The organism is Marinomonas sp. HM11-D, from assembly GCF_057626615.1.
This window is the reverse complement of record NZ_JBMMKT010000015.1, coordinates 14164-39443: the sequence shown is the minus strand read 5'-3', so window position 1 is coordinate 39443 and position 25280 is coordinate 14164. Positions and strand designations below refer to the sequence as shown.

At 47.7% G+C, this 25280-nt stretch carries 23 protein-coding genes; 12 read left to right on the top strand and 11 right to left on the bottom strand.

Annotated features, from left to right (window positions below; genetic code table 11):
• Window positions 1-11: 11 nt before the first annotated feature.
• The 3 genes from ACOSVP_RS16245 to ACOSVP_RS16235 all read right to left on the bottom strand — a co-directional run bounded on the left by ACOSVP_RS16245 (window position 12) and on the right by ACOSVP_RS16235 (window position 4955).
• Window positions 12-2993 carry a bifunctional diguanylate cyclase/phosphodiesterase gene (locus tag ACOSVP_RS16245; protein ID WP_487348524.1) on the bottom strand — a complete coding sequence of 994 codons (2982 nt, stop codon included), beginning with the start codon at window positions 2991-2993 and terminating at the stop codon, window positions 12-14.
• Between the two features lie 282 nt (window positions 2994-3275).
• Window positions 3276-4535 carry an NAD(P)/FAD-dependent oxidoreductase gene (locus ACOSVP_RS16240; protein WP_487348523.1) on the bottom strand — a complete coding sequence of 420 codons (1260 nt, stop codon included), beginning with the start codon at window positions 4533-4535 and terminating at the stop codon, window positions 3276-3278.
• Window positions 4536-4547: 12 nt separating this feature from the next.
• The gene (locus tag ACOSVP_RS16235; RefSeq protein ID WP_487348522.1) at window positions 4548-4955 is read right to left on the bottom strand and encodes a protein tyrosine phosphatase family protein; all 408 of its coding nucleotides are present in this window, start codon (window positions 4953-4955) and stop codon (window positions 4548-4550) included.
• 347 nt (window positions 4956-5302) lie between these two features.
• Between ACOSVP_RS16235 and nspC the strand changes: the two genes are divergently transcribed.
• The 4 genes from nspC (at window position 5303) to ACOSVP_RS16215 (ending at window position 13323) form a co-directional block, all read left to right on the top strand.
• Window positions 5303-6400 carry a carboxynorspermidine decarboxylase gene (gene nspC, locus ACOSVP_RS16230; RefSeq protein ID WP_487348521.1) on the top strand — a complete coding sequence of 366 codons (1098 nt, stop codon included), beginning with the start codon at window positions 5303-5305 and terminating at the stop codon, window positions 6398-6400.
• A gap of 38 nt (window positions 6401-6438) precedes the next feature.
• Window positions 6439-7683, top strand: a complete 1245-nt coding sequence (locus ACOSVP_RS16225; protein ID WP_487348520.1) for a saccharopine dehydrogenase family protein — start codon at window positions 6439-6441, stop codon at window positions 7681-7683.
• A gap of 235 nt (window positions 7684-7918) precedes the next feature.
• A complete protein-coding gene (locus ACOSVP_RS16220; protein ID WP_487348519.1) occupies window positions 7919-12286 on the top strand; it encodes an ATP-binding protein in 4368 nt (1455 codons plus the stop codon).
• On the top strand, window positions 12283-13323 hold the full coding sequence (locus ACOSVP_RS16215) for an HD-GYP domain-containing protein (RefSeq protein WP_487348518.1): 1041 nt from the start codon (window positions 12283-12285) through the stop codon (window positions 13321-13323). Before ACOSVP_RS16220 ends, ACOSVP_RS16215 begins: the two co-directional genes overlap by 4 nt.
• Here the strand turns inward: ACOSVP_RS16215 and ACOSVP_RS16210 are convergent.
• A complete protein-coding gene (locus ACOSVP_RS16210) occupies window positions 13320-14345 on the bottom strand; it encodes an adenosine deaminase (protein ID WP_487348517.1) in 1026 nt (341 codons plus the stop codon). The two genes, ACOSVP_RS16215 and ACOSVP_RS16210, sit on opposite strands and share 4 nt — an antisense overlap.
• A 219-nt stretch (window positions 14346-14564) precedes the next feature.
• Here ACOSVP_RS16210 and ACOSVP_RS16205 point away from each other — a divergent pair, with 219 nt between their 5' ends.
• Window positions 14565-14843 carry a damage-inducible protein J gene (locus ACOSVP_RS16205; protein ID WP_487348516.1) on the top strand — a complete coding sequence of 93 codons (279 nt, stop codon included), beginning with the start codon at window positions 14565-14567 and terminating at the stop codon, window positions 14841-14843.
• Window positions 14840-15121, top strand: coding sequence for a type II toxin-antitoxin system RelE/ParE family toxin (locus ACOSVP_RS16200; protein WP_487348515.1), 282 nt, complete (start codon window positions 14840-14842; stop codon window positions 15119-15121). Before ACOSVP_RS16205 ends, ACOSVP_RS16200 begins: the two co-directional genes overlap by 4 nt.
• A gap of 74 nt (window positions 15122-15195) precedes the next feature.
• On the opposite strand, the gene ACOSVP_RS16195 is transcribed toward ACOSVP_RS16200, so the two are convergent.
• From ACOSVP_RS16195 to ACOSVP_RS16185, 3 genes are read right to left on the bottom strand one after another with little or no spacing between them, the layout of a single operon-like run.
• Window positions 15196-15858 (bottom strand): anthranilate synthase component II, encoded by a 663-nt coding sequence (locus tag ACOSVP_RS16195; protein WP_487348514.1) that lies wholly within the window; start codon window positions 15856-15858, stop codon window positions 15196-15198.
• Between the two features lie 11 nt (window positions 15859-15869).
• Window positions 15870-17255, bottom strand: a complete 1386-nt coding sequence (locus ACOSVP_RS16190; RefSeq protein WP_487348513.1) for an anthranilate synthase component I family protein — start codon at window positions 17253-17255, stop codon at window positions 15870-15872.
• Window positions 17248-17433: a Trp family transcriptional regulator gene (locus ACOSVP_RS16185; RefSeq protein ID WP_233402319.1), complete on the bottom strand. Its 186-nt coding sequence runs from the start codon at window positions 17431-17433 to the stop codon at window positions 17248-17250. The genes ACOSVP_RS16190 and ACOSVP_RS16185 overlap by 8 nt, the downstream gene beginning before the upstream one ends.
• A gap of 191 nt (window positions 17434-17624) precedes the next feature.
• On the opposite strand from ACOSVP_RS16185, the gene ACOSVP_RS16180 reads away from it, so the two are divergent.
• The 6 genes from ACOSVP_RS16180 (at window position 17625) to ACOSVP_RS16155 (ending at window position 20831) form a co-directional block, all read left to right on the top strand.
• Window positions 17625-17978, top strand: a complete 354-nt coding sequence (locus ACOSVP_RS16180; RefSeq protein ID WP_487348512.1) for a type II toxin-antitoxin system RelE/ParE family toxin — start codon at window positions 17625-17627, stop codon at window positions 17976-17978.
• Complete coding sequence (gene nadS, locus ACOSVP_RS16175) at window positions 17968-18246, top strand: NadS family protein (protein ID WP_487348511.1); 279 nt, start codon at window positions 17968-17970, stop codon at window positions 18244-18246. Before ACOSVP_RS16180 ends, nadS begins: the two co-directional genes overlap by 11 nt.
• Before the next feature lie 239 nt (window positions 18247-18485).
• A complete protein-coding gene (locus ACOSVP_RS16170; protein ID WP_487348510.1) occupies window positions 18486-19181 on the top strand; it encodes a CsgG/HfaB family protein in 696 nt (231 codons plus the stop codon).
• Window positions 19182-19196: 15 nt separating this feature from the next.
• On the top strand, window positions 19197-19568 hold the full coding sequence (locus tag ACOSVP_RS16165; RefSeq protein ID WP_487348509.1) for a DUF4810 domain-containing protein: 372 nt from the start codon (window positions 19197-19199) through the stop codon (window positions 19566-19568).
• A complete protein-coding gene (locus ACOSVP_RS16160; RefSeq protein WP_487348508.1) occupies window positions 19568-20215 on the top strand; it encodes a DUF799 domain-containing protein in 648 nt (215 codons plus the stop codon). Before ACOSVP_RS16165 ends, ACOSVP_RS16160 begins: the two co-directional genes overlap by 1 nt.
• A gap of 196 nt (window positions 20216-20411) precedes the next feature.
• Complete coding sequence (locus ACOSVP_RS16155) at window positions 20412-20831, top strand: SRPBCC domain-containing protein (protein ID WP_487348507.1); 420 nt, start codon at window positions 20412-20414, stop codon at window positions 20829-20831.
• Between the two features lie 184 nt (window positions 20832-21015).
• Here ACOSVP_RS16155 and feoB read toward each other — a convergent pair whose 3' ends face one another.
• From feoB to ACOSVP_RS16135, 4 genes are all read right to left on the bottom strand, one after another.
• Window positions 21016-23052 carry a ferrous iron transport protein B gene (feoB, locus tag ACOSVP_RS16150; RefSeq protein WP_487348506.1) on the bottom strand — a complete coding sequence of 679 codons (2037 nt, stop codon included), beginning with the start codon at window positions 23050-23052 and terminating at the stop codon, window positions 21016-21018.
• Window positions 23053-23298, bottom strand: coding sequence for a FeoA family protein (locus ACOSVP_RS16145; protein WP_487348505.1), 246 nt, complete (start codon window positions 23296-23298; stop codon window positions 23053-23055).
• A gap of 192 nt (window positions 23299-23490) precedes the next feature.
• Window positions 23491-24768, bottom strand: a complete 1278-nt coding sequence (locus ACOSVP_RS16140) for a TRAP transporter large permease (RefSeq protein ID WP_487348504.1) — start codon at window positions 24766-24768, stop codon at window positions 23491-23493.
• Window positions 24768-25280 (bottom strand): TRAP transporter small permease, encoded by a 513-nt coding sequence (locus ACOSVP_RS16135; RefSeq protein WP_487348503.1) that lies wholly within the window; start codon window positions 25278-25280, stop codon window positions 24768-24770. Before ACOSVP_RS16135 ends, ACOSVP_RS16140 begins: the two co-directional genes overlap by 1 nt.

The window sequence follows — 25280 nt, the reverse complement described above, 5'->3', positions numbered from 1 at the left end:
ATCCCTCTATCTTATGATGCTTGAATGTCTTGATACTGTTTTAACAGAGCGTCCATGGTCATGGGTCTCGCCAGACCAAAGCCTTGGAACAAATCACAACCCTGCGCGGCCAACCAGTCAAACTGGGACATCGTCTCCACGCCTTCTGCGATGACTTCCATCCCCAAGTTATGACCTAGGCTGATAATGGATTCTGCTAAGGAAGCGTTCTTCTCGCCACGCTCTATATTAGCAACGAATGATTGATCGATTTTTAATTGATCGATGGGCAGGCGGTGCAAATAGCTCAATGATGAGTAACCAGTACCAAAGTCATCCAATGAAATGAGCACGCCCAAGGCTTTTAACGCACTCATTTTGCTAATGATATCTTGTTGATCGTGGGCCAACATGCTCTCGGTCAACTCCAGCTGTAATGCTTCGGCGGGCGCATTATAGTGCTGCAAGATGGCCCGCACTTGCTCAACAAAGTTTTCTTGTGAGAACTGTACCGCACTGACGTTGACGGACATGACAAAGCCCTGCATTTGCTTCTGCTGGCGCCAGTTTGCCAACCACTGACAGGCACTGCGCAGCACCCACTCGCCAATCGGCAGAATCAAACGGGTCTCTTCTGCCAATGGAATAAAGGTCGCAGGGGAGACCATACCGCGCTCAGGATGTTGCCAGCGCAATAATGCCTCAGCACCGACCATACGACGCTCAGCGTCCCACTGGGGTTGGAAATGCAGTTGCAGTTCCTCATTATCAATCGCATGACGTAAATCGGTTTCCAGCTGTACACGCTCTAACACGCGCTCTTGCATACCGGTTTCGTAGAAGCAATGACGTGAGCGACCGGCCGCTTTTGCTTCATACATGGCCAGCTCTGCCTGCTTAATAATGTCTAAGGGTTCCAGACAGTGTTCATCGAATACAGCAATCCCGACACTGGCCGCCAACTGGTAATCCACACCATTTAAGCTAAAGGCACGCGCTAGCACTTTGAGCAACTTGTCCGCCACATGACTGGCGCGATAAATCGCACGATCGGCGTTGATCGAGGTATCCGTCGGCTCCAAGAGCACTAAGAATTCATCGCCACCGAAGCGAGCCACCACATCTTTTGAGCGGGTACTGTCCACCAGACGCGTCGCCACCTGCTGCAGCAGTTGGTCACCAATGTTGTGACCCCAAACGTCGTTGACATCTTTAAAGTGGTCAAGGTCGATAAACAACACCGCACTTTGTTTATTACGCAGCCCTTTTTCCTGTATTAGAAAGCTCATCTCTTCGAGCAACAGGGTTCTATTGGCTAGGCGTGTCAAACTATCGTAGTAATGCAGCTGACGAATCTGACGCTCCGACGCCTTGCGCTCAGAAATATCCTTAAAGGTCGCCACATAGTTGCTGATTTCACCATGGTGATCGTGCACCGTCGAAATGCTCAACCACTCAGGGTACACATCACCATCCTTGCGACGGTTCCAGACTTCCCCTTCCCAAGTCCCCTTACTCATCAGCTGATCAAACATCAGCTGATAAAAAGCCGCATCGTGCTTACCTGACTGCAGAATCGCCGGTGTTTGCCCAATCACTTCCGCTTCGCTGTAACCAGAAAGTTTCATAAACGCCTTGTTCACACGGATAATGCGGTTGTGCCGATCACTGATCAGTATGCCGTCTTGGGTCTCAAAAGCGGTGGCCGCAATACGCTGCTGCTGTTCCGCTTCTTGGCGCGCCGACACATCACGCAACAACACAATAAAGCGTCCTTTTGGCTGACCGTCTTCTTGGATTTGGCGGAACACAATCGACAACTCAAACCACAAGATTTCAGCACTGGTTCGGGACGCTAGACTAAATAAAGCGCCACGATGACTTTGACTGGATGCATTCAAGGTTTCTTGGAAGACATGATCAAGAATCTGGACCACGGCATACGGCAATGCTTTGCTGTAATGCTCGCCGCAGATAAAAAATTGCTGTAATTCCAATTCATCATTGGGCATACGCAAATCCAGCACAATTCCATCTTGATCCAGCTCTAATAGGGGATCAGGAATCGCCTGTAGCGTACTGAGTAGGCGTTTATCGGTTTGATCCGCATGCTCCGTTTGCAGCGATAGCAGCTCGGTCAACTGTTGTTTCTGAGCCTTCATTTTTACGCCCGTAAACACCAATCGAGCGGCGACCGTAGCCACTAGCAAGCACAAAAACATATACAGAACGATGGTTTGCTGCGGCAACCAGCCTTCGGCTGGCGCGACTTGCAGGCGCCATGTCACCCCGGGTAAACTCATTTGTACTTGCACAGGATCTTGCAGCTGCGCTGGCTGCTCTGCCGCAATCAACTGCGCTTGTTCGGTGTCGATACGTTGCAGTTGATAGATATAGCCCTGCTCGACTAAACCAGCCAAGTTGGTATTTTCCAATAGATCATCTAAACGAATCACCACGCTACTGAAGCCCCAGAACTGTTCTGCGCCACCATAACGGTTTTCCAACGCAATCGGTAAACGCCCTATCAGACCTTGTCCGCCTTGCACCAAGTTAACTGGACCTGACAAGATCATGCGTTGTTGTTTTAGGGCATCCCAAGCATCAGTACCTTGCTCAATGTCCATTAGCTGGTTGAAGCCTATGACTCGCTCATTGCCTTCCAGCGGATAGACCTGCTTGACGATACCATTCGGCGATAAGCCGAAATTGTTTACCTCTGGGTAGATGGTCTGCAACGACTCTGCGACCTGTGGAAACCAGCGGGTAAAACCGCCAAACTCATGTACCAGTGCGGCGAGGGTGTAATTACCGGATAAGTTGTGATCAAGGATGCTTTTTAATTGAAATGAATAGGACTGAGCGAGGGATAGCGCCTGGGTGCGCTTTACTTTTAGTTGCTGTGATTCCCAAGTGTAAGACGCGTACAGGCCAATAACGAAGACAATGACAAATGCCAACGCACTGTAGCTATAGGAACTCCTACCTGATTTATTTGGTACAGAATCACTCATACAATAAATGTGTTCACTATGATTGAATTGTTACTCAACAGACCCTGAGTAAGGATGAACCATGCAGCCCCATTTGCTGCGCGATCTCGTATCACAGCACCTAGCCATCCATACTATCATTTGCGATGTCCTAATTTCGCAATTAATGCCTCCCGCTATAATGCCAATGAATAACTCATGATAACAATGGAAGATTGACGTTTGATGGCAAAAAACTTAACGCCTGGACAAGGATTTACTAGAGATGAGCGCCTTATGACTGGATAAGGCGCGAACAGAAGATCACTGGCGCGGCGGTTTTGAGGCGATAACTGGGCTCACTAACCATTCGTGGCCTTTCAACATGCCTTCCCAATACACCCAAGGCAGACTTTTCTCTTTTAACAGCCAAGCCAAGTAAGACGGCTGGGTACCATCGATAAACCACTTTGGAAAAGAGGGTTTCACCTTACCGCCATAGACAAACTCCGCGAGTACGATTTTGCCACGTTCTACCGTTAGTGGGCAGGAACCGTAACCGTCGTACACCGCACGAGGCGCTTGTTTTACCAATACTGACAGCACGTTTTCGGCGACGACTGGCGCTTGCGCACGGACGGCGGCAGCGGTTTTCGCATTCGGCGTGTTGGTGCCATCCCCTAAGCCGAAAATGTTCTCGTACTGTTTGTGCTGTAAAGTATCTTGGTACACATCAAACCAACCCGCGCCATCCGCCAGTGGGCTGTCTTTAATAAAGTCCAACGGGCACTGCGGTGGACACACATGCAGCATGTCGAAGTCTTTTTCAATACGCTCTTTCTCACCACTGGCGTTGGTGACTTCAAAGGTGGCCACTTGGCGTTCACCATCGACGGCCACTAGGGTTTGTCCAAGGTTTAAATGGATGTCGTATTTTTCGATATAACTCATCAACGCAGGGACGTAGTCGGCCACACCGAATAACACACCGCCCGCATTACAGAACTCCACATCAATGTCTTTTAAGACACCTTTCGACAACCATTCGCTGCACGCAAGGTACATGGCTTTTTGTGGTGCGCCAGCACATTTAATCGGCATCGGTGGCTGGGTAAAGATCGCTTTACCTTTTTTCAACTGTTGCACGTTTTGCCACGTGTAAGGCGCCGTTTCCCATTGATAGTTCGAGGTGACACCATTTTTGCCAAGGGTTTCTTTTAAGCCAGGAATGGCCTCCCAATTCAATTTAAGGCCTGGCGAGACCACCAAAACGCTGTAATGCAGACGCTCACCATTAGACATTTCAATGCTTTGCGCGTCAGGTTGAAAGCTCACCACGGCGTTTTGATAATGCTTCACTTTTTTCGGAATCACAGAAGCCATCTGACGGCGGGTTTGCTCGCGTTTAAAAACACCGCCACCGACCAATGTCCAACCCGGTTGGTAAGAGTGCTCAGTGGCCGGATCCACTACCGCGATGTCGAGATCTGGGCGTCGCTTTAACAGGCTGGCCGCCACCGCCAAACCGCCCGCACCCGCGCCAACGATAACCACTTCATGATGATTGTTATGGGTCGTATTCATGATGTTCTCCAGTTATTGCGCAACGCGATCGATTAAGCCAGACATGTTGTAACCAGCCTGTTCAGCAAGACTTAGCAGCTCTTCACGGGATTTATGCTCAGGGTTCGCTAGGGTCCAAAGCGATAAGCTGCGCGTACCAGTGCGGCAAAAGGCTAAGGTTTTGCCCTCCAGTTCAGAGACTAACACCCCAAACTGGGCAACTAAATTCGCATCAAATTGCCCTGGCGCCGTCGGTAAAAAATGAAACGTCATACCTTCTTGCTCGGCCGCAGCTTTAAGCAAAGCACTGTCCGTTTGCCCTTCCCCTTCCTGATCCGGTCGGTTGCAAATGAGATGTTGCACGCCTGCTTGGGCAAGCTCAGGAATTTGGCTCAAGCTCAGCTGCTCCGCCACATAGAAAGTATCGCTAATCTGCTTCATGTTCACTCCGGCATGTTCGTCTCTGATAGCTATTCCCATAAATAAATGACGTCTAAATAACTTTATGGAATAAGCTTATAATATTAGATTTTCATCATAATACATCCTTTCAAGAATTGACAAGCCGCATTGCAAAAAGCCACAAAATCTCACGGGCTGGAACAATCCCCCGATATAGCAATCTCGCCGTCCGACTTTGGCTTTATTCATTTGACTAGATAGATAAAGAATGCGCGTATAAGTCGCAAAAGCGCCGTTAAAATGCACATAAAACGCTCTTTTCGCGCTGGTCACGAGTTGGCCTTTCTACTAGAATACCGCCTTTTATAATTTTGGGGCTGGCGGCCATGTTACAAACACCTTACTACCTCATTGATAAGGCAAAACTTCTTAAAAACTTGGAGAAGATTGCTTACGTTCGCGAGCATTCTGGCGCGAAATCTTTGTTGGCACTGAAATGTTTTGCTACCTGGTCAGTATTCGACCTAATGCAAGAGTACATGGACGGCACCACGTCTTCTTCTTTGTACGAAGTTCGTCTTGGCAAAGAGAAATTTGCTGGCGAGACTCACGCTTACAGCGTGGCCTACGCGGACAATGAAATCGAAGAAGTACTGGCGCACAGCGACAAAATTATCTTCAACACCATTGGTCAATTTGAACGCTTCAAAGAAGCGAGCAAAGACAAAACGCGCGGCCTACGTGTAAACCCACAGGTGAGTACTTCTGAGTTCATTATTGCCGATCCAGCGCGTCCATTTAGCCGTCTCGGCGAATGGGACCCAAAACGCATTGAAAGCGTAATCGATGACATCTCTGGTTTTATGTTCCACAACAACTGTGAGAACAACAACTTTGATCGTTTCGATGAAATGCTCACGCTGATCGAAGAGCGCTTTGGCTACCTGATTGAAAAAATGCAGTGGATCAGCCTAGGTGGCGGCATTCACTTCACCGGCGAAGGCTACCCGATCGACAAGTTCTGTGCGCGTCTAAAAGCCTTCTCTGACAAATACGGTGTTCAGGTTTACCTTGAGCCAGGTGAAGCTTCTATTACCAAGAGCACCACGCTGGAAGTCACCGTATTAGACACCCTGTACAACGGTAAAAACCTAGCCATCGTTGACAGCTCTATCGAAGCCCATATGTTGGATCTTTTGATCTACCGCGAAAACGCTCGCATGACACCCTGCGATGGCGACCATGAATACATGATCTGCGGTAAATCTTGTCTAGCGGGCGATATCTTTGGCGAATTTAAATTCAACCATGAACTGAAAGTCGGCGACCGTATTTCTATCGAAGACGCGGCGGGCTACACCATGGTGAAGAAAAACTGGTTCAACGGCGTCAAGATGCCATCCATCGCAGTGAAACAATTGGACGGCACAATTGAACTGGTTCGCGAATTTGATTACGACGATTTTATGCACAACCTGTCTTAAGGCTGTGCATTGCTTCTTAAACTGGAGATAGTTAAAACATGAAAAAGAATGTACTGATTATTGGTGCTGGAGGGGTTGCACGCGTTGTGGCTCACAAATGCGCCCAACACAACGACACACTGGGCGATATCGCCATTGCCTCACGCAGCGTTGCGAAATGCGAAGATATCGTTGCCAGTGTCATCGACAAAGGCGCTATGAAAGTTGAGGGCCGCATTCAGGCATATGCTCTTGACGCTCTTGATGTTGCCGCTACGGTTCAACTGATCAAAGAAACCCATTCTGAGATCGTTATCAACGTGGGTTCTGCCTTCATTAACATGTCTGTTCTTGAAGCCTGTATGGAAGCCGGTGTCGCTTACCTAGATACAGCGATCCACGAAGATCCAGCGAAAATCTGTGAAACGCCACCATGGTACGCAAACTACGAATGGAAACGCCGCGAAGCATGTAAAGAAAAAGGCGTGACCGCTATTCTTGGCGTAGGTTTCGATCCAGGTGTGGTAAACGCTTACGCAGCACTTGCGTACAACCATTACTTTGACAGCGTCAGTGACATCGACATCATCGATATCAACGCTGGTAGCCATGGCAAGTACTTCGCGACTAACTTCGACCCAGAGATCAACTTCCGCGAATTTACCGGTGTTGTGTACTCTTGGCAGAATCGCGAGTGGAACGTCAACAAAATGTTTGAAGTAAGCCGTACCGACGACCTACCAGTAGTAGGTAAGCAAACGTCTTACATGAGTGGTCACGACGAAGTGCACTCGATTTCACAAAACCTAGACGTGCCAAACGTACGTTTCTGGATGGGCTTTGGTGAGCATTACATCAACGTCTTCACAGTACTACAAAACCTAGGTCTATTGTCTGAGCAGCCAGTTAAGACGGCTGAAGGTCTAGAAGTGGTACCTCTTAAAGTTGTGAAAGCCGTGTTACCTGATCCATCTTCTCTAGCGCCTAACTACACTGGTAAAACCTGTATCGGTGACGTAGTAAAAGGTATGAAAGACGGCGAAGAGAAAGAAGTCTTCATCTACAACGTTGCGGATCACAAAGATGCTTACAACGAAGTGGGCAGCCAAGGTATCTCTTACACAGCGGGCGTACCACCGGTTGCCGCGGCGATCCTTGTTGCCAATGGCACTTGGGACTGCGCAGAAATGCGTAACGTTGAACAACTAGATCCTCGTCCATTCCTAGGTCTATTGAACGAGATGGGCCTACCAACTCGCATCAAAGACGAGAACGGCGACCGTCCATTCGAGTACAACGCGTAATCTCTGCAAGATTGAGAATAACGCGCTCAATAACTCGTTTAAAAGCCCAGCATATGCTGGGCTTTTTTATCCTTTGATAAAACCTTGTGTTCCCTCAAGTAGTTACTAATTAAACATCTCATACACTTAAACATCATCTAAACTTACACATCTGTAACATTAATTCCGCAGCGAATACGCTACATTTGGAGCTCAGATTTTGCTCTTCTGATGATCAATAAAGGACTGGGTGTAAATGCTTTGGATACTGGGCGCGCTGACCATTGGTTATATTTCAATCTATGCCGCATTTCGTGAACTAACTAGTGAATCAGCACAATCCAATGTGCGACGTGCTTTACGTAGCTCGCTAGCCATGGCCATTGGTCTTGGCAGCACCACTTTAATTAGCCACAACACCCTGTTCAGCCATCAGTCTCATACCTTTCAACCCATTCCGGTGTTCATTTGGTTAGCGGTTGCCCTACTCAGCCTGTATTGGCTATTTCTTCGCTCCCGATTTGATTGCAAAGAAACAGCATCCTTACTCAACTTGAACAGTAGCGTTGTTGCCACCCTAATAGCACTGCTGACCTGCGCTATTTTAGCGGGCAACGGCAAAAGCCTATTAGATGCATTTACTGCTCCGAATTTTTGGCTTTTTTTCGCCGCCATTTATGCCATCACTACCTTTGCCTTTTACGCCTGCAATATCGTCAGTAAATTGCTCCGCAAGCCCTCCATGCTCGATTACCGTTACTTCACCAGACCGCTGATGCTGACCTTTTGTGTGGGCATGATTCAACTGCTAGGCAGCTATCTCTATCCTGACTTAAATGATTATAGTGAATTCGACCTAGATGCGATCACCGTCTCTCGTGAGCAATTCATGTTGACCATCGCAGTGTTAAGCTGTTTTGTTAGTACAGTGCTACTCGGTTCAAACTTTTACACACGCTATCTGGGCAGTGAACTGAAATATGTACAAGATTTACTCTATGTAAGAGCCGCTTCACATACATTTTGGCAGGCGTTTATCGCCTTATTTTCGTTAGCTTTATTGCTGTTGACTATGATGTTTTGGCTGCAATGGACCTCCTCATTACGCCAAACCCACAGCGTTACCGCTGTCAGTATCCGCAACGCTACCAACGCCATTCATAATGAATTAGAAAAACTGGTCGATGATGTACACAGCGTCAAACAGGTCATGGGGATTGATCCCGATATCATTCTAGAAAACCCCACTTACCGCAAACGTCTGCAATACTTCTTTGAAGGCTACAGCTTGTCTTCAGAACGCTACCGCTACATTTCAGTGTTGGATGAAGACGGCCAAGAAATAGCGCGGATGGACAATAGTTTGAGTACGCCTATCTTTGTCACGGGCGATTACCTAAGCCAGCTGGGCAAGATCAACCACACGCTAGAGCATCGTTTAGGCCAGTCCCTAGACCCAAATGAATTCTTTATTTCACAAGTGGGGTTGGCGCGCAAAGACTCCATGCCAGAATACCCCCTTAAACCGATACTGAAGCTCGGTGAGCCTATTTTCGACGATAGTAAACACCGTAAAGGTTTGCTGGTCTTCACCTATAGCTTTGATCATTTGATTGATTTGCTGAAGCAGTTTTTCCCGAATAACAGCCAAGTCTTCCTGCTTAATGAAGCGAATCGAGTGCTGATCGATTTAGGTTCTCCTAACTCATGGGAGCACCTACTGTCAGTAACGCGCTTCCGCTTTATTGACCTGAACCAAGAGCACTTTTCTCCGGATACTGTGTATTTCGATGAGCGCCAAACCCATATTCTGAACAGTGCTGAATTACCGACTAGTTTTGCGAATTCTAGCGAATCCTTTGTACCGGCTTTGCGTCTAGCGGTGAAGACAGAATACCCAGCAATTTACATCCGTGGTTGGGAAATCGGTATTATTGGCTTCTTGTTAGTCGCGAGTTTGCTACTGGCTAAGCTGATCAGCAAAGCGGTATTAAGCAACATTACCAATAAGACCCATATCGCCGAACTACTTAATGAAGTAGGTTATCAAAAGCAAGCCCTAGACGAACACGCGATCGTAAGCATCACCGATCAGCGCGGTAACATTACCTATGTAAACGATAAGCTTTGTGAGATTTCGGGCTACAGCCGCGAAGAGTTGATTGGCCAAAACCATCGACTGTTAAAGTCTGATGAGCACTCAAAAGATTTCTTCCGACAGCTTTGGCGCACCATCGCCAACGGTAAGGTATGGTCAGGGGAAATCAAAAACTTCCGTAAAAATGGAAGTATTTATTGGGTAAACGCAACGATTCTGCCAATTAAGGGCACTTCTGGAAAAGTAGAGCGCTATATCGCTATTCGTACTGATATCACCGAAACACGTGTCATTGCCAGCATTTTAGAAGAAGCCCTCAAAGAAGCCCATCAAGCAGCGGAAGCTAAAAACCGCTTTATTGCTAATATTAGCCACGAAATTCGTACACCAATGAATGCCATCATTGGTCTAACCGATGCCTGCTTAGCATCGCCAGATAAGGTGAACCAGCAGGACCTTATGCGCAAGGTAAACAGCTCTGCTAACAACCTACTACGTATCATTAATGACATTCTCGACTTCTCGAAAATGGAAGCAGGAAAACTTGATGTAGAAGAAATCCCCTTCACGTTAGAGCGAGTGCTTGAAGAGTACGCCTACGTTCATCAGAGCATTGCTAAGACCAAACGTATTCACTTGCTCACCGGCATTGAAAGCAATGTACCAAACCACTTTATTGGTGACCCACTGCGCATTGGTCAGATTTTGAGTAACCTAGTCAGCAACGCACTGAAATTCACCAGCTCCGGTGAAGTGATTGTTTACGTTAAACTGTTGCGCACTAAACTCGAATTTGCCGAGCTTGAGTTCTCTGTACATGATACTGGTGCCGGAATGACCGAGGAGCAGATTAGCCGTCTGTTCTCGCCGTTTACCCAAGCGGATGTGTCGACCACTCGTAAATACGGTGGTACGGGCTTAGGTCTGTCTATTTGTAAGAGCCTTGTGGGCTTGATGGGCGGCCAAATTAGCGTAGAAAGTAAACTCGGTGAAGGTAGCATTTTCCGCTTCAGCCTTTCTCTTAAAGTGGATAGAGACGAAGCGGATCTGCTACCAAAAGATGTGCGAGAAACGTTGAACAAACGCCGTATTCTATTGATCGACTATGTGGGTATCAGTCGTCAAAACTACATTCGTTACGCCAACGCCTTCAATATGCAGCTTAATGTAGCCAGTACTCGTGACGAGGCTTTTTCTTGGCTTTCAAGCACCAATACGTTCGATTATTTAATCGTCGATTGCTACCAAATCAATCCAGATCTGGATGCGCTACTGGGCCGCTTAAATCAGTTTGATAGCAGTCAAGATTTGAAGAACGTCATTGTGATTGATCATGGCCAAGACCTCAGTAGTACGCAAGCTTGGCACCCTTCTGTCATGCTACTGGCTCCGCCTATTAGCCAGTCATCTCTATTAGAGACCATGCTACCGTTCCAGACTCATGAGCATCAGCCCCAGAGCAGTACATCGGAAGCACTACCGAGCAAATTGGCAGCGCTCAATATCCTAATTGCAGAAGACAATGAAATTAACCAACTGGTGATCAGCGAGATCTTCAAACACTGGGGCGTGACATTCCATATCGTCGATAACGGTCGCGATGCCATTAAAGCCGTCCAACAACAAGACTTTGATTTAGTCTTGTTGGATATTCAAATGCCGATCATGGATGGCTATGAAGCCTGTCGTGGTATTCGCGCCCTCGGTGGCATCTATAAGGATCTCCCCATCATCGCAGTGACCGCCAATACGGCACATCAGGATATTCAAAAAGCCTTGCAAGCGGGCATGAATGATCATGTGTCTAAACCGATCAAGCGCCAGCAGCTGATCGATGTGATGCAGAGCCTGCTGAATATTGGCCAGGCATCGGACCAAGTTGCCGTTGTCGAAGCCAGTCCTGAGCCGATCGATAGCTTGGAACAAACACTGATCGACACCTTGCCAAACATTAATGTCGCGCAGGCGTTAGAGCGCCTAGGTGTGGAAGCGAGTTTCTATCTGCAACTACTGAAGTCCTTTAAAGACAGTGCCGAACAACACTTAAAAGAAGCACAAGAGGGCTTGGAGCGATCAGACTTTAATACCCTTGTGCGCATTATGCATACTATCAAAGGGGTTGCTGGTAACCTAGGTGCACAAACCGTGTTTGAACAAGCCTCTCAGCTTGAGTTAGATGCCAAACAAGAAACTGTGGATCCGCAAACATTGCAGAGCATGGCTGATGAAATCCGCCTTATTTGCCAACGTATCTCAACGTTAATCGTCGATTCGCCAGCAGCAAAAGATTCAAGCGCGATCACGTCTGCTAAAGCTCATACCCTTTCACGCTCAGACTGTGATGAACTGATGACCTTGATCGATGCTTTCGATACCAAAGCCAACGCAAAGATTCGTCAGTTAATAGTTGAACAAAGGGATACCAACATATATAACGATTTAGCGCATATCGAAGTACAATTAAACGACTATAACTTTGAAGATGCCGCCAAGATCTTAAGTAAATTAATGGATTCCATCACATGAGTGCGCGAGAAAACAAAGCGACCATCCTCGTAGTCGATGATATTGCCGATAACATAGATGTCATCAGCAATATCCTTAATGAGCAATATGACATTAAGGCTGCCAATCAAGGCCCTTTGGCGCTCAAGATTCTCGAACGCTTTGAAGTCGATCTGATCTTGCTCGACATCATGATGCCCCACATGGACGGTTACGAAGTTTGCCAACGCATTAAAGACAACCCGAAACTGAACAAAATCCCAATCATCTTCTTAACTGCGATGGACAGTCATGAAGACGAGCAACGGGGCTTTGACCTAGGGGCGGTTGATTTCATTTCTAAGCCGTTTAGTGCTGCTATTTTAAAAGCTCGTGTGGCGTCTCAGCTGAAGCTGGCCAATTACGCCAAAGAGTTAGAGCAACAAGTTCAAGAACGCACCCAGGAATTGGCGCTTAGCCGTCTAGAAATCATCGAACGCTTAGCGTTAGCTGCAGAATTTCGCGATAACGAGACCGGCAACCACGTTATTCGCGTGGGCGAATATTGTCGCCGTATCGCCACCCAAATGGGGCTATCGGAACGAGAATGTGAACTCATTGCCCTCACCGCGCCGCTACATGATCTGGGCAAAATTGCCATCTCGGATACCATTCTCCTCAAGCCTGGACGCTTGACCGAAGAAGAATTCGCCATCATGAAAAGCCATGCTGAAGCAGGGGCGCAAATCCTAGCAGATAGCCAGTCAGAGCTGTTGAAAGCCGCTAGTGTGATTGCGCTAAGCCACCATGAAAAATGGGATGGCAGCGGCTACCCATATGGTTTGAAAGGCGAAGAAATCCCTCTCTATGGCCGTATTGTAACCCTATGTGATGTGTATGATGCGCTCTCTTCCATTCGCCCTTACAAGGATGCTTGGAGCAAAGAACAGGTTGAGGCCTACATCAATGAACTCAGTGGCAGCCAATTTGACCCCAATTTGGTCGAGCACTTTAACCAAGTCAAAGACGACTTCTACCAAATTCTACAAGAACATCAAGACGAACAACCAAGTGCCTAAGGCACTTGGTCAAACATCTGTTTAATAGTATGCAGATGTTGCTGCTTTGTTTCCGCATCCAACCAACTTCCTTCAAACGCATTGCACGCTAAAGCAAACAGTTCTTCTCTTGTCAGCTGTGTTTGGGTGACTAATGCATGGAAGTTATCATTCATATAGCCACCGAAATAGGCTGGATCGTCTGAGTTTACCGTGGCATTTAAACCTAAACGCAACATGCTGCGAATTGGATGATCTTCTAGGGTATCGACCACACATAACTTCAAATTTGACAGTGGGCACACCGTCAGAGTCAGGCCTTTATGCTTAATGGTGGCCACGAGGTCAGTGTCCTCAAGCGCACGATTCCCATGATCAATACGATCCACGCCAATCACGTCCAAGGCTTGCCACACGTATTCTGGCGGTCCTTCTTCACCCGCATGGGCAGTGACTGGCAAGCCTAGTGCCTTACACTCGCGAAATACATTTTCAAATTTGATTGGCGGATGGCCCACTTCGGAACTGTCTAAGCCAACGCCGTCGATCCATTCTAGATATGGCTTCGCCAGATTTAATGTCTCAAACGCACTGGCTTCATCTAAGTGGCGTAGGAATGACATAATCAGTTTAAAGGTAATGCCTAAATCCCGCTCTGCGTCCTTGAGGGCACCATGAATGCCTTTGATTTGCGTTTCAAAGCTGACACCGCGGCTTAGATGCCCTTGTGGGTCAAAGAAGATTTCCACGTGCACCACATTGTCCTCGTGCACACGCTTTAAGTAGGCCATGGTCAGGTCATAGAAGTCCTGCTCTTTGAGTAACACTGACATACCTTGGTAATACAGGTCCAAAAAGTCCTGTAGATTTTCAAATTGGTAGGCGGCTTTTAACTCTTCCACTGAATTATATTTAAGCGCCACTTGGTTACGTTGGGCGATGGCGAACATCTGCTCGGGCTCGAACGTGCCTTCGATATGCAAATGCAGCTCCGCCTTTGGCATTTTCATTGCCAAGTCTAATAATGCTTCAGAGCTGGTCATGTCTCTCCCCTTACTCAAGGCTTCTCTCAATGTTTTTTTCACTGGAATATTTTTTATTGATGAGTCTCTAAAACTTAGCAAGGCTTTGCCATTTTAGAAAACTTAACTAATTGGTTAGTTTGTATTTTAAAGCAAAAACCATGCTAACGAGAGAAAAAACCTCCTCACCAGATATCCTGTGCTAACATTTGTCAGACAGACTTCTGATGAGACCAAGTTATGGAAACACGTATTCAATTTCGCGTGGATGAAGAGACCAAACGACTTGCCCAAATGATGGCGGAAAGCCAAGGCACCACACTGAGCGGTGCATGCCGCGCACTCACAGAGCAGCTGGCAGAGCAGCAACGCAAGCGTTTATCACACGATCAATGGTTAGCGGAACAAGTTGAACGGGCCTTTGACAAGCTTGAATCAAAGCAAGCTGAATTTGTGGAAGCTGAGCAAGCAGAGGCCGAGATGAAGGCTTTCAAAGCCGCCCTTAAGGCTAAGGGATGAGTATAATTTTATGGGAAAAGGACGCCCTCGAGGATCGTAAACGGCTCTATGAGTTTTTATACGAATTTAACCCCATCGCCGCGGATAAAACCGACTATCTACTGGTTGAGAAGATCAAACTTCTGATCGAGCACCCCCAAATGGGCGTGGTGAAGCCAAATCAAAAAGGCAGGATGCTGATTATTCCCGATGTGTCGCTGTTAGTGCTATACCACCTTGATCAAAGCCATATCAAGATTCTGCGTATCTTGCATATGAAGCAGAAGTTTCCAGAATAAATAAGCCGAGCAGCGTGCACTACTCGGCTTTAGAAACTTTCTTACAGGTTACGCCTGCTCTTTACATTTACTTTCTACATCTGAAAAAGGAAGTTCTTAATCAGATCGCGACCACCTTCGGTGGCGAAGGATTCTGGGTGGAACTGAATACCTTGGATCGGGTATTCCTTATGACGCACGCCCATAATTTCGTAATCACCACCTTGGTGAATCACGGCATGGTTATCGAAGTCTTCAACTTTCAGATCACCGACTACGGCACTCACTTCCAAGCACTCAGGTAGGCTTTCTGGCTCAGCCATCAAAGAGTGGTAGCGCATGATTTCTAACTGGTCAGGAATATCGTGGAAGATACCTTGTGCGTTATGGCTGATCGGGCTCACTTTACCGTGCATCGGCACATGCGCTTTGACCACCTTGCCGCCAAATACATGGCAAATCCCCTGCATACCCAAGCAAACGCCCATTAATGGGATGGTTTTGCCCAATTCACGAATCACTTCCGCACAAACACCAAAGTAGGCCTCATCGTCTGGGGAACCTGGTCCTGGAGAGATAATAATGCGATCCGGCTGAATAGTTTGGATATCCGCTAGCGTTACTTCGTTGTTACGCTTCACCACCACATCGAACTTTTCTAGCTCACCTTTGCTCTGTGCCGCCATCAGAATTTCACCGATGTATTGGTACAGGTTGTAAGTAAACGAGTCGTAGTTATCGATAATTAACACTTTCATCTGCTAAGCCCTTACTGCGCTGGTGCGAATTGATCTAGCACGCGCTTGGTGCCAGCAAATTTACGTTGAATCTCTTCGTACTCACCTTCTGCATTGGAGTCATATACGTTGCCGCCACAGGTTTGTACATAAGCTTTATTGCCTTTCGCGAACACGGTACGAATCGGAATGGCAAAGTTACAGTCACCGTTAAAGGAGAACTGGCCCACCGCGCCACCGTAAGGACCGCGACCGTCACCTTCCATATCGTCGATGATTTTCATGGCTTCGATTTTCGGTGCACCGGTCAAGGTACCCGCTGGGAAGTTACTGGCTAATGCAGAGAACATATCTTGATCGTCGGCGATAATGCCAACAATTTCACTGGAAATATGCTGTACGTGACTGAAGCGTTTAATGTCCATCAAAGAGCGTACTTTGACCGTACCAAAGCGTGCCACACGACCAATATCGTTACGGTGAAGATCAACGATCATATTGTGCTCGGCGATTTCTTTAGGATCGTTCAACAGAGCACGGGCCAACGCTACGTCTTCTTTCTCATCCGCACCACGTTTTGCTGTGCCCGCTAGCGGGAAGGTTTCCATTTCCCCTTGGCGAAGACGGAACAATAATTCAGGACTCGCGCCAATGACTTTTTGCTCACCAAACTTGAGGTAGTACATCTGTGGCGATGGGTTAACGATGCGCATCTGCTCGTAAATACCAATGGTGTCGCCTTCTAGGTCGAACCACTTTTTAAAGCCGACTTCAGTTTGGAAGATCTTACCGTCAATGATGTCCTGCTTCACTTTCGCCACCGCTTGCGCGTGCTCTTCGCGGGTCATAGATTCACCCGCTGGCGTTACGACCAATGGACCATTTTCTGGCACCGGAGCATCCAACAATGACTGCACCAGCTCAGAGCGATCTTGGTCGTAGTAGAAGTAGAACACCTGTCCCGTCATTTTGTCCAAGATCAGACCGTCTTTGTACAAGCCAAAACGGAAGCCATCAAACATATCACTGGTTTGTAGATTAAGCGTTGGCTCGAAGTAGTTCATAGCATCGTAGCCGATGTAACCCGTTAAACCACCCGCATAACCACGGGAGATAATGTTCTGCGGCACAATGCTGCGCAGCAAGTAATATGGGTTATCCGACTCGTAGGACGCTGTGTCGCCGTCACGCTCTTGGATAAACAAAGTATTGCCTTCTGCCCACAGCAATTTCTCTGGATCGAAACCAATAATGGAATGACGAGAGATGTAACTCTCTTCACCCAGGGATTCCAACATAAAGCAGTTGGCAAATTGCTTTTCGACTTTCTTAAACATGCCGAAAAAGTCACAGTTCGAGCTGATGGTCACGTATTTAGGCTTACGTGGCAGCTCGATGCGTGGCGGAAGGTTACTCATGATCTTTTAATTCCTTTAATGCGCGGGAACCACGGGTTACGGTCGCAATCCCCACACCTAACTGTTTGGCAATTTCTCGTTGTGACACGCCTTCTTCTAGCAGCGCAAAAATCTGTAAACGGCGCTGCATTTCGCTGATCTCATTCGGCGTTAACAGAGCATTTAACTTCTGCGCCATCGCCTCAGCATCAGGGGTGTCTAAAAAGTAATGAATCAAATTCTGCACAAAGGCGTACCTTGATGTATCAATGTACTAGTACACTATATTTTTGAGTTGCAAGACGCAATACTTGATGCCCGTTTTTTTCTAAACTATTATTCCTTAAGGAGTACAATGTACACCTAACTCAAAACAAAAGGATTTGTTATATGAGTCACGCGATAGAATTTATCGAAACGCCTATTTTCACGCGGCAGATTAAGGCCATAGCAACGGATGAAGAACTTAGAAAACTTCAGGTCGAGCTCATCGCACAACCAACTAGGGGCGATGTCATCCAAGGTACTGGCGGCTTGAGGAAAATACGCTTAGCCATTGGGCATCAAGGCAAAAGCGGCGGCGCTAGAGTGATCTACTTTATTGCCACAAAAGAAAGAATCTACTTCTTGCTCGCATACATCAAACAACAGAAAGATAACCTAAGCGAACAAGAAAAACTGATGTTGAAGAAACTCGCTGAGCAACTACAACACGAGGCTAAGCAAAATGACAATGTTCGATGAACTAAAAGAATCCCTTGAACAGGCACTAGAAATAGAAAGATCAGAATCAGACAACTACCGCGCTACGCGCTACGAAATTGCCGATGTCAAAGCAATCCGCCAACAGTTACAGGTGTCTCAGAAGGAATTTGCCAATGCTCTAGGGACTAGCTTAGACACCATTAAAAGCTGGGAAAGTAAACGTCGTAATCCCACTGGATTGGCTGCAAAAGTCCTCGCCACCATCCAAGAAAACCCAAATTTCTACAGCGAGCTAGCGGCGCATTAATGCCTCAATACAAAAGGGTAATAATCCAGATGCTCTTCTTACCTTAATTTTCCGCTAAGCTAGATTCTTTAGAGTAAAAATAAGCCTCTCTAATTCATCAAAAGAGCCTCAAGGCTAGCTGTCAAAATGCTGCGTTTTAGATTACTTTTAGTGCAAAGACGCCTGAAGGAAAAAGACTTCACCTACGCTTAATCGTTCCTGGTTAACGAACTGACCAGTGGGCAAACATGGAGTTCACAATGAAAGTAAACCGCTTTAAACCCTCTAAAATCGCGCTTGTTAGTGTTGCGGCTGCGACCCTCATTACCCTTGCCGGTTGTTCTGCGACGCAAACCCATCGCGCGGTTGAGTCAGAAACCGTGACTACCTACCGCACCGATTATACTGGTGCCAAGACAACCTTAGTGGTGGGCAACTTCCAGAACCGTTCTTCGTACATGCAGGGACTGTTCTCAAGCGATACCGATAAGCTTGGAAACCAAGCCAAAACCATTCTGAAAACCCACTTGCAGCAAACCAATCGTTTCAAAGTAGTCGACCGTGAAAACCTAGACACACTGCAGCGCGAAGCTGAGCTTAACGGTGTGACGCAAAAGCTAACCGGCGCGCGTTATACCATCAGTGGCGATGTCACCGAGTTTGGTCGTAAAGTGACGGGCGATAAGCAATTGTTTGGCATCCTAGGCTCAGGCAAGACCCAAACCGCCTACGCCAAGGTCAGTGTGAACATTGTCGATGTGATCAATGGTGAAATCGTCTACTCGACGCAAGCGGCGGGCGAATATGAGCTAAGCAACCGTGAAGTGGTCGGCTTTGGTTCAAGTGCTGGCTACGATGCCACCCTGAACGGCAAAGTCCTGAACTACGCCATCACCGAAGCCGTTAACAATATGGTACGCGACCTCGAAAGTGGCGTGTGGCAAGTTCAACAATAAGGCGAATAACACTTTATGATTCGTGTTTCGATGTTGCCAAAAGTGTTAGGTGCACTTGGCTTAACGCTGTTAGTCAGTGGCTGTAGCACCAGCAAACCGACCTTTTATTGGGGCCATTACGAGCCCCTTCTCTACGGCATGTATATGGAGCCAGGCAGTGCCGACAGCGGCACGCAAATCGCTCTGTTAACCGAAGATATTGAACGAGCCGAGGCGAATGGCGTTCGTATCGCGCCAGGGATTCACGCACATTTGGGTTACATGTATGCCATGGAGGGCAATATGGCCCAAGCCAAGTCCGAGTTTGTCATTGAAAAGACCTTGTTCCCTGAGTCCGCAGTCTTGATTGATGGCATGTTGCAGCGTCTAGAAGGAGCCAAGCGATAATGAAATGGTTGTTTAAACCTTGGACCTTGCTGGCACTCTTATTGAGCCTCGTTTTAACGGGCTGTGCCACGCCGCCGCCCTACAATTATGATGCGCTGATCGCGGCTAAGCCTCGCTCGATCGTGGTGATTCCGCCAGCCAACCAATCCCTTGAGGTAAACGCACCTTATATTTATCTGTCGACCATTTCTCGGCCATTAGGTAACAAAGGCTACTATGTGTTTCCGGTGGCAGTGATCGATGCCTTTATGAAGGAAAACGGACTGCCGACACCAGAAGAAATGAACCTAGTGCCACTGGATAAGATCTATCAGAACATTGGTGCCGATGCCGTGCTTTATACCACCATCAACGACTGGGGGCAGAAGTACAACATCATCTCATCCAATACCGTGGTCAATGTCAGCATACGCCTGGTGGATGCGAGAACTGGCGTGCAACTGTGGGATGCAAGTATCAGTGCCGCACGCAGCTCCGATTCCGGCAGCAATAATCTGATTGGCAATCTGCTTTCCGCCGTCGCCACTCAAATCGCTAACTCGATTTCCGATCAAACTGAGGAGGTTTCACGGATGGCGGTTAATCAAGCGATTTACAATCCACAAAAGGGCTTACTCGAAGGCCCTTACGCACTCCCTAAAAACTAAAAAGCGCACCTTTGATGTGCAATGCATGGCTCAATAATAAGGTCTCAGCCTCTTTATTGAGCCATAATTTTTTCTAATAATACACTTCCACGATTCTCGCACATTCGTTGCAGACATCTTGAGTAAAGCCACTCGACAGACACCGTTATCTCATCTATAAATTTAGTTCTCATGGATTTAGAGGAAGTATAACGACATGGAAATTACTGTCGCAGCACAAATCAAAGCACCGCTCGAAACGGTATGGGAAGCATGGACAACCCCCGCAGTGATTCAACAATGGAACTCTGGTGCCTTTGATTGGATTTGCCCCAAAGCAGAGGTCGATCTGCACGAAGGTGGCCGCTTTCACTATCGAATTGAACGTATGGATGGCAGTGAAGTATTGGATTTCAGTGGGGTGTTTAGACGCCTAAAACTGCTGCGTCTGATTGAGCTGAACTTTCACGATGGCCGTAGAGTGTGCGTGCATTTTCATGAAAATGCCACTGGCACAGAAGTGGACGGTACCATTGAGCTGTGCCACAAGGAATGTTTTGAGCACCAAACGCAGAATTACAAGCAGCTCATGAATTACTTCAAAAAGATCATTGAAACCAATCAGTTACTAAACTAGCGGCTACGCCCAGAGGACAATACCAAAAGTAATCAGGGTTAGTACAATCACCTTCACAGCGATTAAAACGATCAGCTTCTGCGGGGATAAATTCATAAAGGTCTCCTGTTGAAGCACCACTATACTGCAATCCTATGCGAGCGGTGCGACAAACAGTCAGACAGGCGATGTACATCAAGCTTTGTTAGCCAACTGCGATGATGGATTTATCCAGCTTTGGTCGAATCCAGTGTTTTAACGCGATTACCCACAGCGCCAGTACCAACACCCCTGCCAGCATAAATTCCAGTGACACCAGCCAGTGCGTCGAAAGTGTTAATAGCTGATAGGTCAGCAGTGCCGCAATATAAGCAATAGAGGTACTCCACGCCACAATCACGCTGGTCCAAAGCACACCGCCTTCTTTCACCAAGGCCCCAATGGTTGCGGCACAAGGCGTATACAAGAGTACAAACACTAGGTAGGCAAAGGCGCCTTGCCAGCCACTAAAGAGCGCAATCATCTGTTGCTGGGTAACACTCTCGGCTTGAGTCGCAGGATCACCTACCGTGGCAAAGCCTAGCGGGTCTGCAACCGTGTCCCAAATGCCCGCAAGGTTTGCCCACAATACGCTTGCCACAGTCTGTAAGTTTTCTAATGGCGACACATAGTCAGCGGTCACAACAGGCACCGCCGAGGAATACAAAGCATCCATGGTGCCGACGACTGCTTCTTTGGCTAACACGCCAGTAAAGATACCCACCGCAGCAGGCCAGTTATCCGAGCCCATCCCAATCGGCTCAAATACTGGTGTAATGACTTGCCCCACTTCCGCCAGCGCCGACACTTTGCCGCCTTCATCCAGCGTGCGCCATGATGGCACCGAGTTCAGTACGGTTAACACCGCCGAGACCAAAACAATGGTCTTGCCAGCGCGCATAATAAAGCCTTTGATTTTATGCCAGCTCGATAGGCCGACGTTATTTAAACGCGGACGGTGATAATGAGGCATTTCCATCAACACACTGGCCTGTACATGGTGGAACAGTTGCTTGCGAAACAGCCAAGCCGTGCCGACCGCCACGACAATGCCCATCAAGTACAAACCAAACACAATCAGCCCAGCATTGGCTTTAAAGAACACCGCCACAAACATGGCGTATACCGCTAGACGGGCACCACAAGACATAAACGGCGCCATCGCCATGGTTAGCATGCGCTGGCGAGTATTGGTCAAACTACGAGTCGCCATAATCGATGGCACATTACAGCCAAAGCCCAGCAAAAGTGGAATAAACGCCTGTCCCGGCAAACCAATCGACATCATTAAACGGTCGACAATAAAGGCCGCACGGGCCATATAACCACTGTCTTCCAACACACTTAAGCACAAGTACAAGAAACCAATCACGGGAATAAAGCCCGCCACCAGCTGAATCCCGCCACCGATGCCATCGGCTAATACGGTAATCAGCCAATCCGGCGCCTGCCAAACACTGAGCCAATGGCTAGGCAAGGTGACAAACCAATAACCTGCTAGCGTATCGATCGGATCGATAAACAAGGAGCCAACACCAATCGCGATGGCAAACATAGCGTACATAGCAAACAAGAACAGCGGAATGCCAAGCCAAGGGTTGAGCACTACGCTATCGATTTTATCGGTCATGGAGCGACGTGGTGGCTGACTTTCAATCACGCCTTCTAACCACTGCCGCGCCGGTCGCGGAGCTTGATAGAAAGGCTCGGCCAGTAAGTTTTGCGCTTGTTCTTCAATGGCCAACTGCAGTGCTTTCACTGATAACGCTTGGCCGTCAATCACGGGCACACCTAGGTTAAAGGCCAAACGCGCCAAATCGAGCTTCTGCCCCATATTGGCGGCAATATCGGTCATGGTCAGCACCACAATCATAGGGCGATTAAGCTGTGCTAATTCGGCGCTTAATTTCAGATTGCGTTTCAGGTTGGTGGCATCCACCACATTGATGATGACATCGTATTGTTCGCCTTTTAGAAAGCGACGTGCTACCCATTCATCGGCGCCACCGGTTTCTTTAGCAAAGCTGTAAATACCCGGCAAATCCGTCATCGCCACCTTATCTGTGGCTTGGAAATGACCGGTTTTACACTCAACCGTCACACCGGACCAGTTACCGACTTTTTGGCGTGTCCCTGCCAGTTTATTAAACAGCGTGGTTTTCCCCGTATTGGGATTCCCCACCAGCGTAATATGGAGAGACATCTAGTGATTATCCTGACAGTTAGGTGAACAAAGATGGATATGTTCGGCGTCACGACGGTGGATCGACACCAAGGTTTGGCCGATTTTGACCTGTAGCGGATCACCAAATGGCGCCACATTGACCAACAACACCGACTCTCCGGCATCAAAGCCAAGCGCTTCCAGCTGCTGTTTCATTTCAAACTGTGGATGTTCCACCTTGTGGACGTGGGCCAATTGGCCTTTGGGAAGAGCTGCTAACACCATGACAACGAACTAACCTTACAAGTGAATCTGATAAGCATTATCGCTATAAGCCTCGATAATAGCTTGATGCATATCAGGCTTCCTTAAGGAAGTGTAAAGATCGGTCGTTTTGGTGAATGAGAATAAGAACTAGAAGAAATGACGTCGATACTGAGTAAGTCTCAGTATCGACGTCAGCAGCAAAGCGCAGGTTTAACGCGCTAACTGATAAGGAATGTACAAGGCCAGATCAGGCCAGAACCAAAGCAACACTGCCGTTAGGATCATAATGATCGCAAATGGCAAGGCACCTTTAGAGACCTCTTCCAGAGACGCTTTCGCCACACCTTGGATGATAAACAAGTTCATACCCACCGGTGGCGTAATCAAAGCGGTTTCAATCAACACCACAAAGAAGATGCCGAACCAGATCGGGTCGATGTGCATATTTAATACTGCCGGTAACAACACAGGCACCATGATCAGCAGCATCGATAGACTTTCAAGGAAGAAGCCAATCAAGAACAACACCAAGCCCACGGCCAGAATAAACAAGCCCGGCGTGGAAATGTTCTGCGTTAAAATCATGCTGATGGTTTGTGGCAACATGTACAAGGTAATGGCATAAGAGAATACTTTCGCCCCTGCCACAATCAGCATCACCAACACTGTGGTTTTTAGAGTGTTTTCCACGCTCTCTTTCAGCAGTTGCCAGTTCATACGCCCCATGGCAAAGGTAATGATTAAGGCAATCACAAAACCTAAGCCCGCACTTTCAGATGGCGTGGCAATACCAGCGTAAATCGATCCGATAATACACACTGCCAGCAATACCGTTGGCAATGCTTTTAAAGACGCTCGAATTCGCTCAGGCCAGTCCACTTTCGGCATGGCTTGATATTGGCTGGAGAAGCGCGAGAACAACACGCCATAGACAATAAACGCCAATGCCAAGAACAAGCCAGGGCCAACACCTGCTAGGAACAATGTTTTGATCGACGACTCTGACACAATGCCATAGATGATCAATGGAATCGATGGCGGGATCAGAATGCCTAAGGTACCGCCAGCGGCTAACATGCCAAACACAAACTTACGGTCGTAGCCACGTTTGATCATTTCTGGAATGGCAATGGTACCGATCGTCGCGGCGGTCGCCACCGAAGAGCCGGAAATCGCAGAAAACAAGGTACAAGACATAATAGTCGCGACACCTAGGCCACCCGGTAAATGCCCTACCCACGCTTGTACCCCAGAATACAGATCTTTGCCAACACCACCGCGTAATAGCACATTCGACATTAATAGGAACATGGGGACGGCTAGTAGCTCAAAACTGTCCATGGCACCATATAGACGCTGTGGCACACCAACCATTGGCAAGCCCTTCAGCGCCAATAGAATAATCCCCAAACCACCAAGCGCAAACGCCACTGGCGTGCGTAGAACTAATAGGGCCAACAGCGCCACTAGAATAAATAAAGCTTCCATTAATGCGCCGCTCCCTGTTGTGTCGTTTGCTCTTCAGGTGTTTGCGTCCAAATACGCACCAATTCAGCCAGACCTTGCAGAGTCAATAAGCCCGTACCTAACCAAACTGGCGCATGGGTAAACCATTTCGGTAGCGCTAAATAACTATCGGTAGTGTGTCCAGCAAGCGCTGATTTCAGCCACAGTTGGAAGCCGAAATAGCAAGCCAACGTGGCGAAGACAAACATAAACAGAATCGCAAAGCTGTCACACAGTTTACGTCCCAGTGTTCCTGGGGTACGAAAGGCCAGATCAATGACCACCATTTCTTTGTGCTTAAGGGCGAAGGCTGCGGCGAGATACACCGACCACACCATCAACACACGACTGATTTCATCCACCCAAATCGTCGGCGCATTAAAAACATAGCGCATCACTACTTCATAGGTAATAAAACAACCCACCGCAAAAAAGCTCCAAGCACACAGTTTCCCAGTCCATTCGGAAACCGTATCAATCACACGTAAAAACAT

What these genes read in the sequence shown, in the direction of transcription:
- ACOSVP_RS16245 (WP_487348524.1), bottom strand. Translation starts at nt 2,993, where the DNA reads ATGAGTGATTCTGTACCAAATAAATCAGGTAGGAGTTCCTATAGCTAC.
- ACOSVP_RS16240 (WP_487348523.1), bottom strand. Translation starts at nt 4,535, where the DNA reads ATGAATACGACCCATAACAATCATCATGAAGTGGTTATCGTTGGCGCG.
- ACOSVP_RS16235 (WP_487348522.1), bottom strand. Translation starts at nt 4,955, where the DNA reads ATGAAGCAGATTAGCGATACTTTCTATGTGGCGGAGCAGCTGAGCTTG.
- nspC (WP_487348521.1), top strand. Translation starts at nt 5,303, where the DNA reads ATGTTACAAACACCTTACTACCTCATTGATAAGGCAAAACTTCTTAAA.
- ACOSVP_RS16225 (WP_487348520.1), top strand. Translation starts at nt 6,439, where the DNA reads ATGAAAAAGAATGTACTGATTATTGGTGCTGGAGGGGTTGCACGCGTT.
- ACOSVP_RS16220 (WP_487348519.1), top strand. Translation starts at nt 7,919, where the DNA reads ATGCTTTGGATACTGGGCGCGCTGACCATTGGTTATATTTCAATCTAT.
- ACOSVP_RS16215 (WP_487348518.1), top strand. Translation starts at nt 12,283, where the DNA reads ATGAGTGCGCGAGAAAACAAAGCGACCATCCTCGTAGTCGATGATATT.
- ACOSVP_RS16210 (WP_487348517.1), bottom strand. Translation starts at nt 14,345, where the DNA reads ATGACCAGCTCTGAAGCATTATTAGACTTGGCAATGAAAATGCCAAAG.
- ACOSVP_RS16205 (WP_487348516.1), top strand. Translation starts at nt 14,565, where the DNA reads ATGGAAACACGTATTCAATTTCGCGTGGATGAAGAGACCAAACGACTT.
- ACOSVP_RS16200 (WP_487348515.1), top strand. Translation starts at nt 14,840, where the DNA reads ATGAGTATAATTTTATGGGAAAAGGACGCCCTCGAGGATCGTAAACGG.
- ACOSVP_RS16195 (WP_487348514.1), bottom strand. Translation starts at nt 15,858, where the DNA reads ATGAAAGTGTTAATTATCGATAACTACGACTCGTTTACTTACAACCTG.
- ACOSVP_RS16190 (WP_487348513.1), bottom strand. Translation starts at nt 17,255, where the DNA reads ATGAGTAACCTTCCGCCACGCATCGAGCTGCCACGTAAGCCTAAATAC.
- ACOSVP_RS16185 (WP_233402319.1), bottom strand. Translation starts at nt 17,433, where the DNA reads ATGGCGCAGAAGTTAAATGCTCTGTTAACGCCGAATGAGATCAGCGAA.
- ACOSVP_RS16180 (WP_487348512.1), top strand. Translation starts at nt 17,625, where the DNA reads ATGAGTCACGCGATAGAATTTATCGAAACGCCTATTTTCACGCGGCAG.
- nadS (WP_487348511.1), top strand. Translation starts at nt 17,968, where the DNA reads ATGTTCGATGAACTAAAAGAATCCCTTGAACAGGCACTAGAAATAGAA.
- ACOSVP_RS16170 (WP_487348510.1), top strand. Translation starts at nt 18,486, where the DNA reads ATGAAAGTAAACCGCTTTAAACCCTCTAAAATCGCGCTTGTTAGTGTT.
- ACOSVP_RS16165 (WP_487348509.1), top strand. Translation starts at nt 19,197, where the DNA reads ATGATTCGTGTTTCGATGTTGCCAAAAGTGTTAGGTGCACTTGGCTTA.
- ACOSVP_RS16160 (WP_487348508.1), top strand. Translation starts at nt 19,568, where the DNA reads ATGAAATGGTTGTTTAAACCTTGGACCTTGCTGGCACTCTTATTGAGC.
- ACOSVP_RS16155 (WP_487348507.1), top strand. Translation starts at nt 20,412, where the DNA reads ATGGAAATTACTGTCGCAGCACAAATCAAAGCACCGCTCGAAACGGTA.
- feoB (WP_487348506.1), bottom strand. Translation starts at nt 23,052, where the DNA reads ATGTCTCTCCATATTACGCTGGTGGGGAATCCCAATACGGGGAAAACC.
- ACOSVP_RS16145 (WP_487348505.1), bottom strand. Translation starts at nt 23,298, where the DNA reads ATGGTGTTAGCAGCTCTTCCCAAAGGCCAATTGGCCCACGTCCACAAG.
- ACOSVP_RS16140 (WP_487348504.1), bottom strand. Translation starts at nt 24,768, where the DNA reads ATGGAAGCTTTATTTATTCTAGTGGCGCTGTTGGCCCTATTAGTTCTA.
- ACOSVP_RS16135 (WP_487348503.1), bottom strand. Translation starts at nt 25,280, where the DNA reads ATGTTTTTACGTGTGATTGATACGGTTTCCGAATGGACTGGGAAACTG.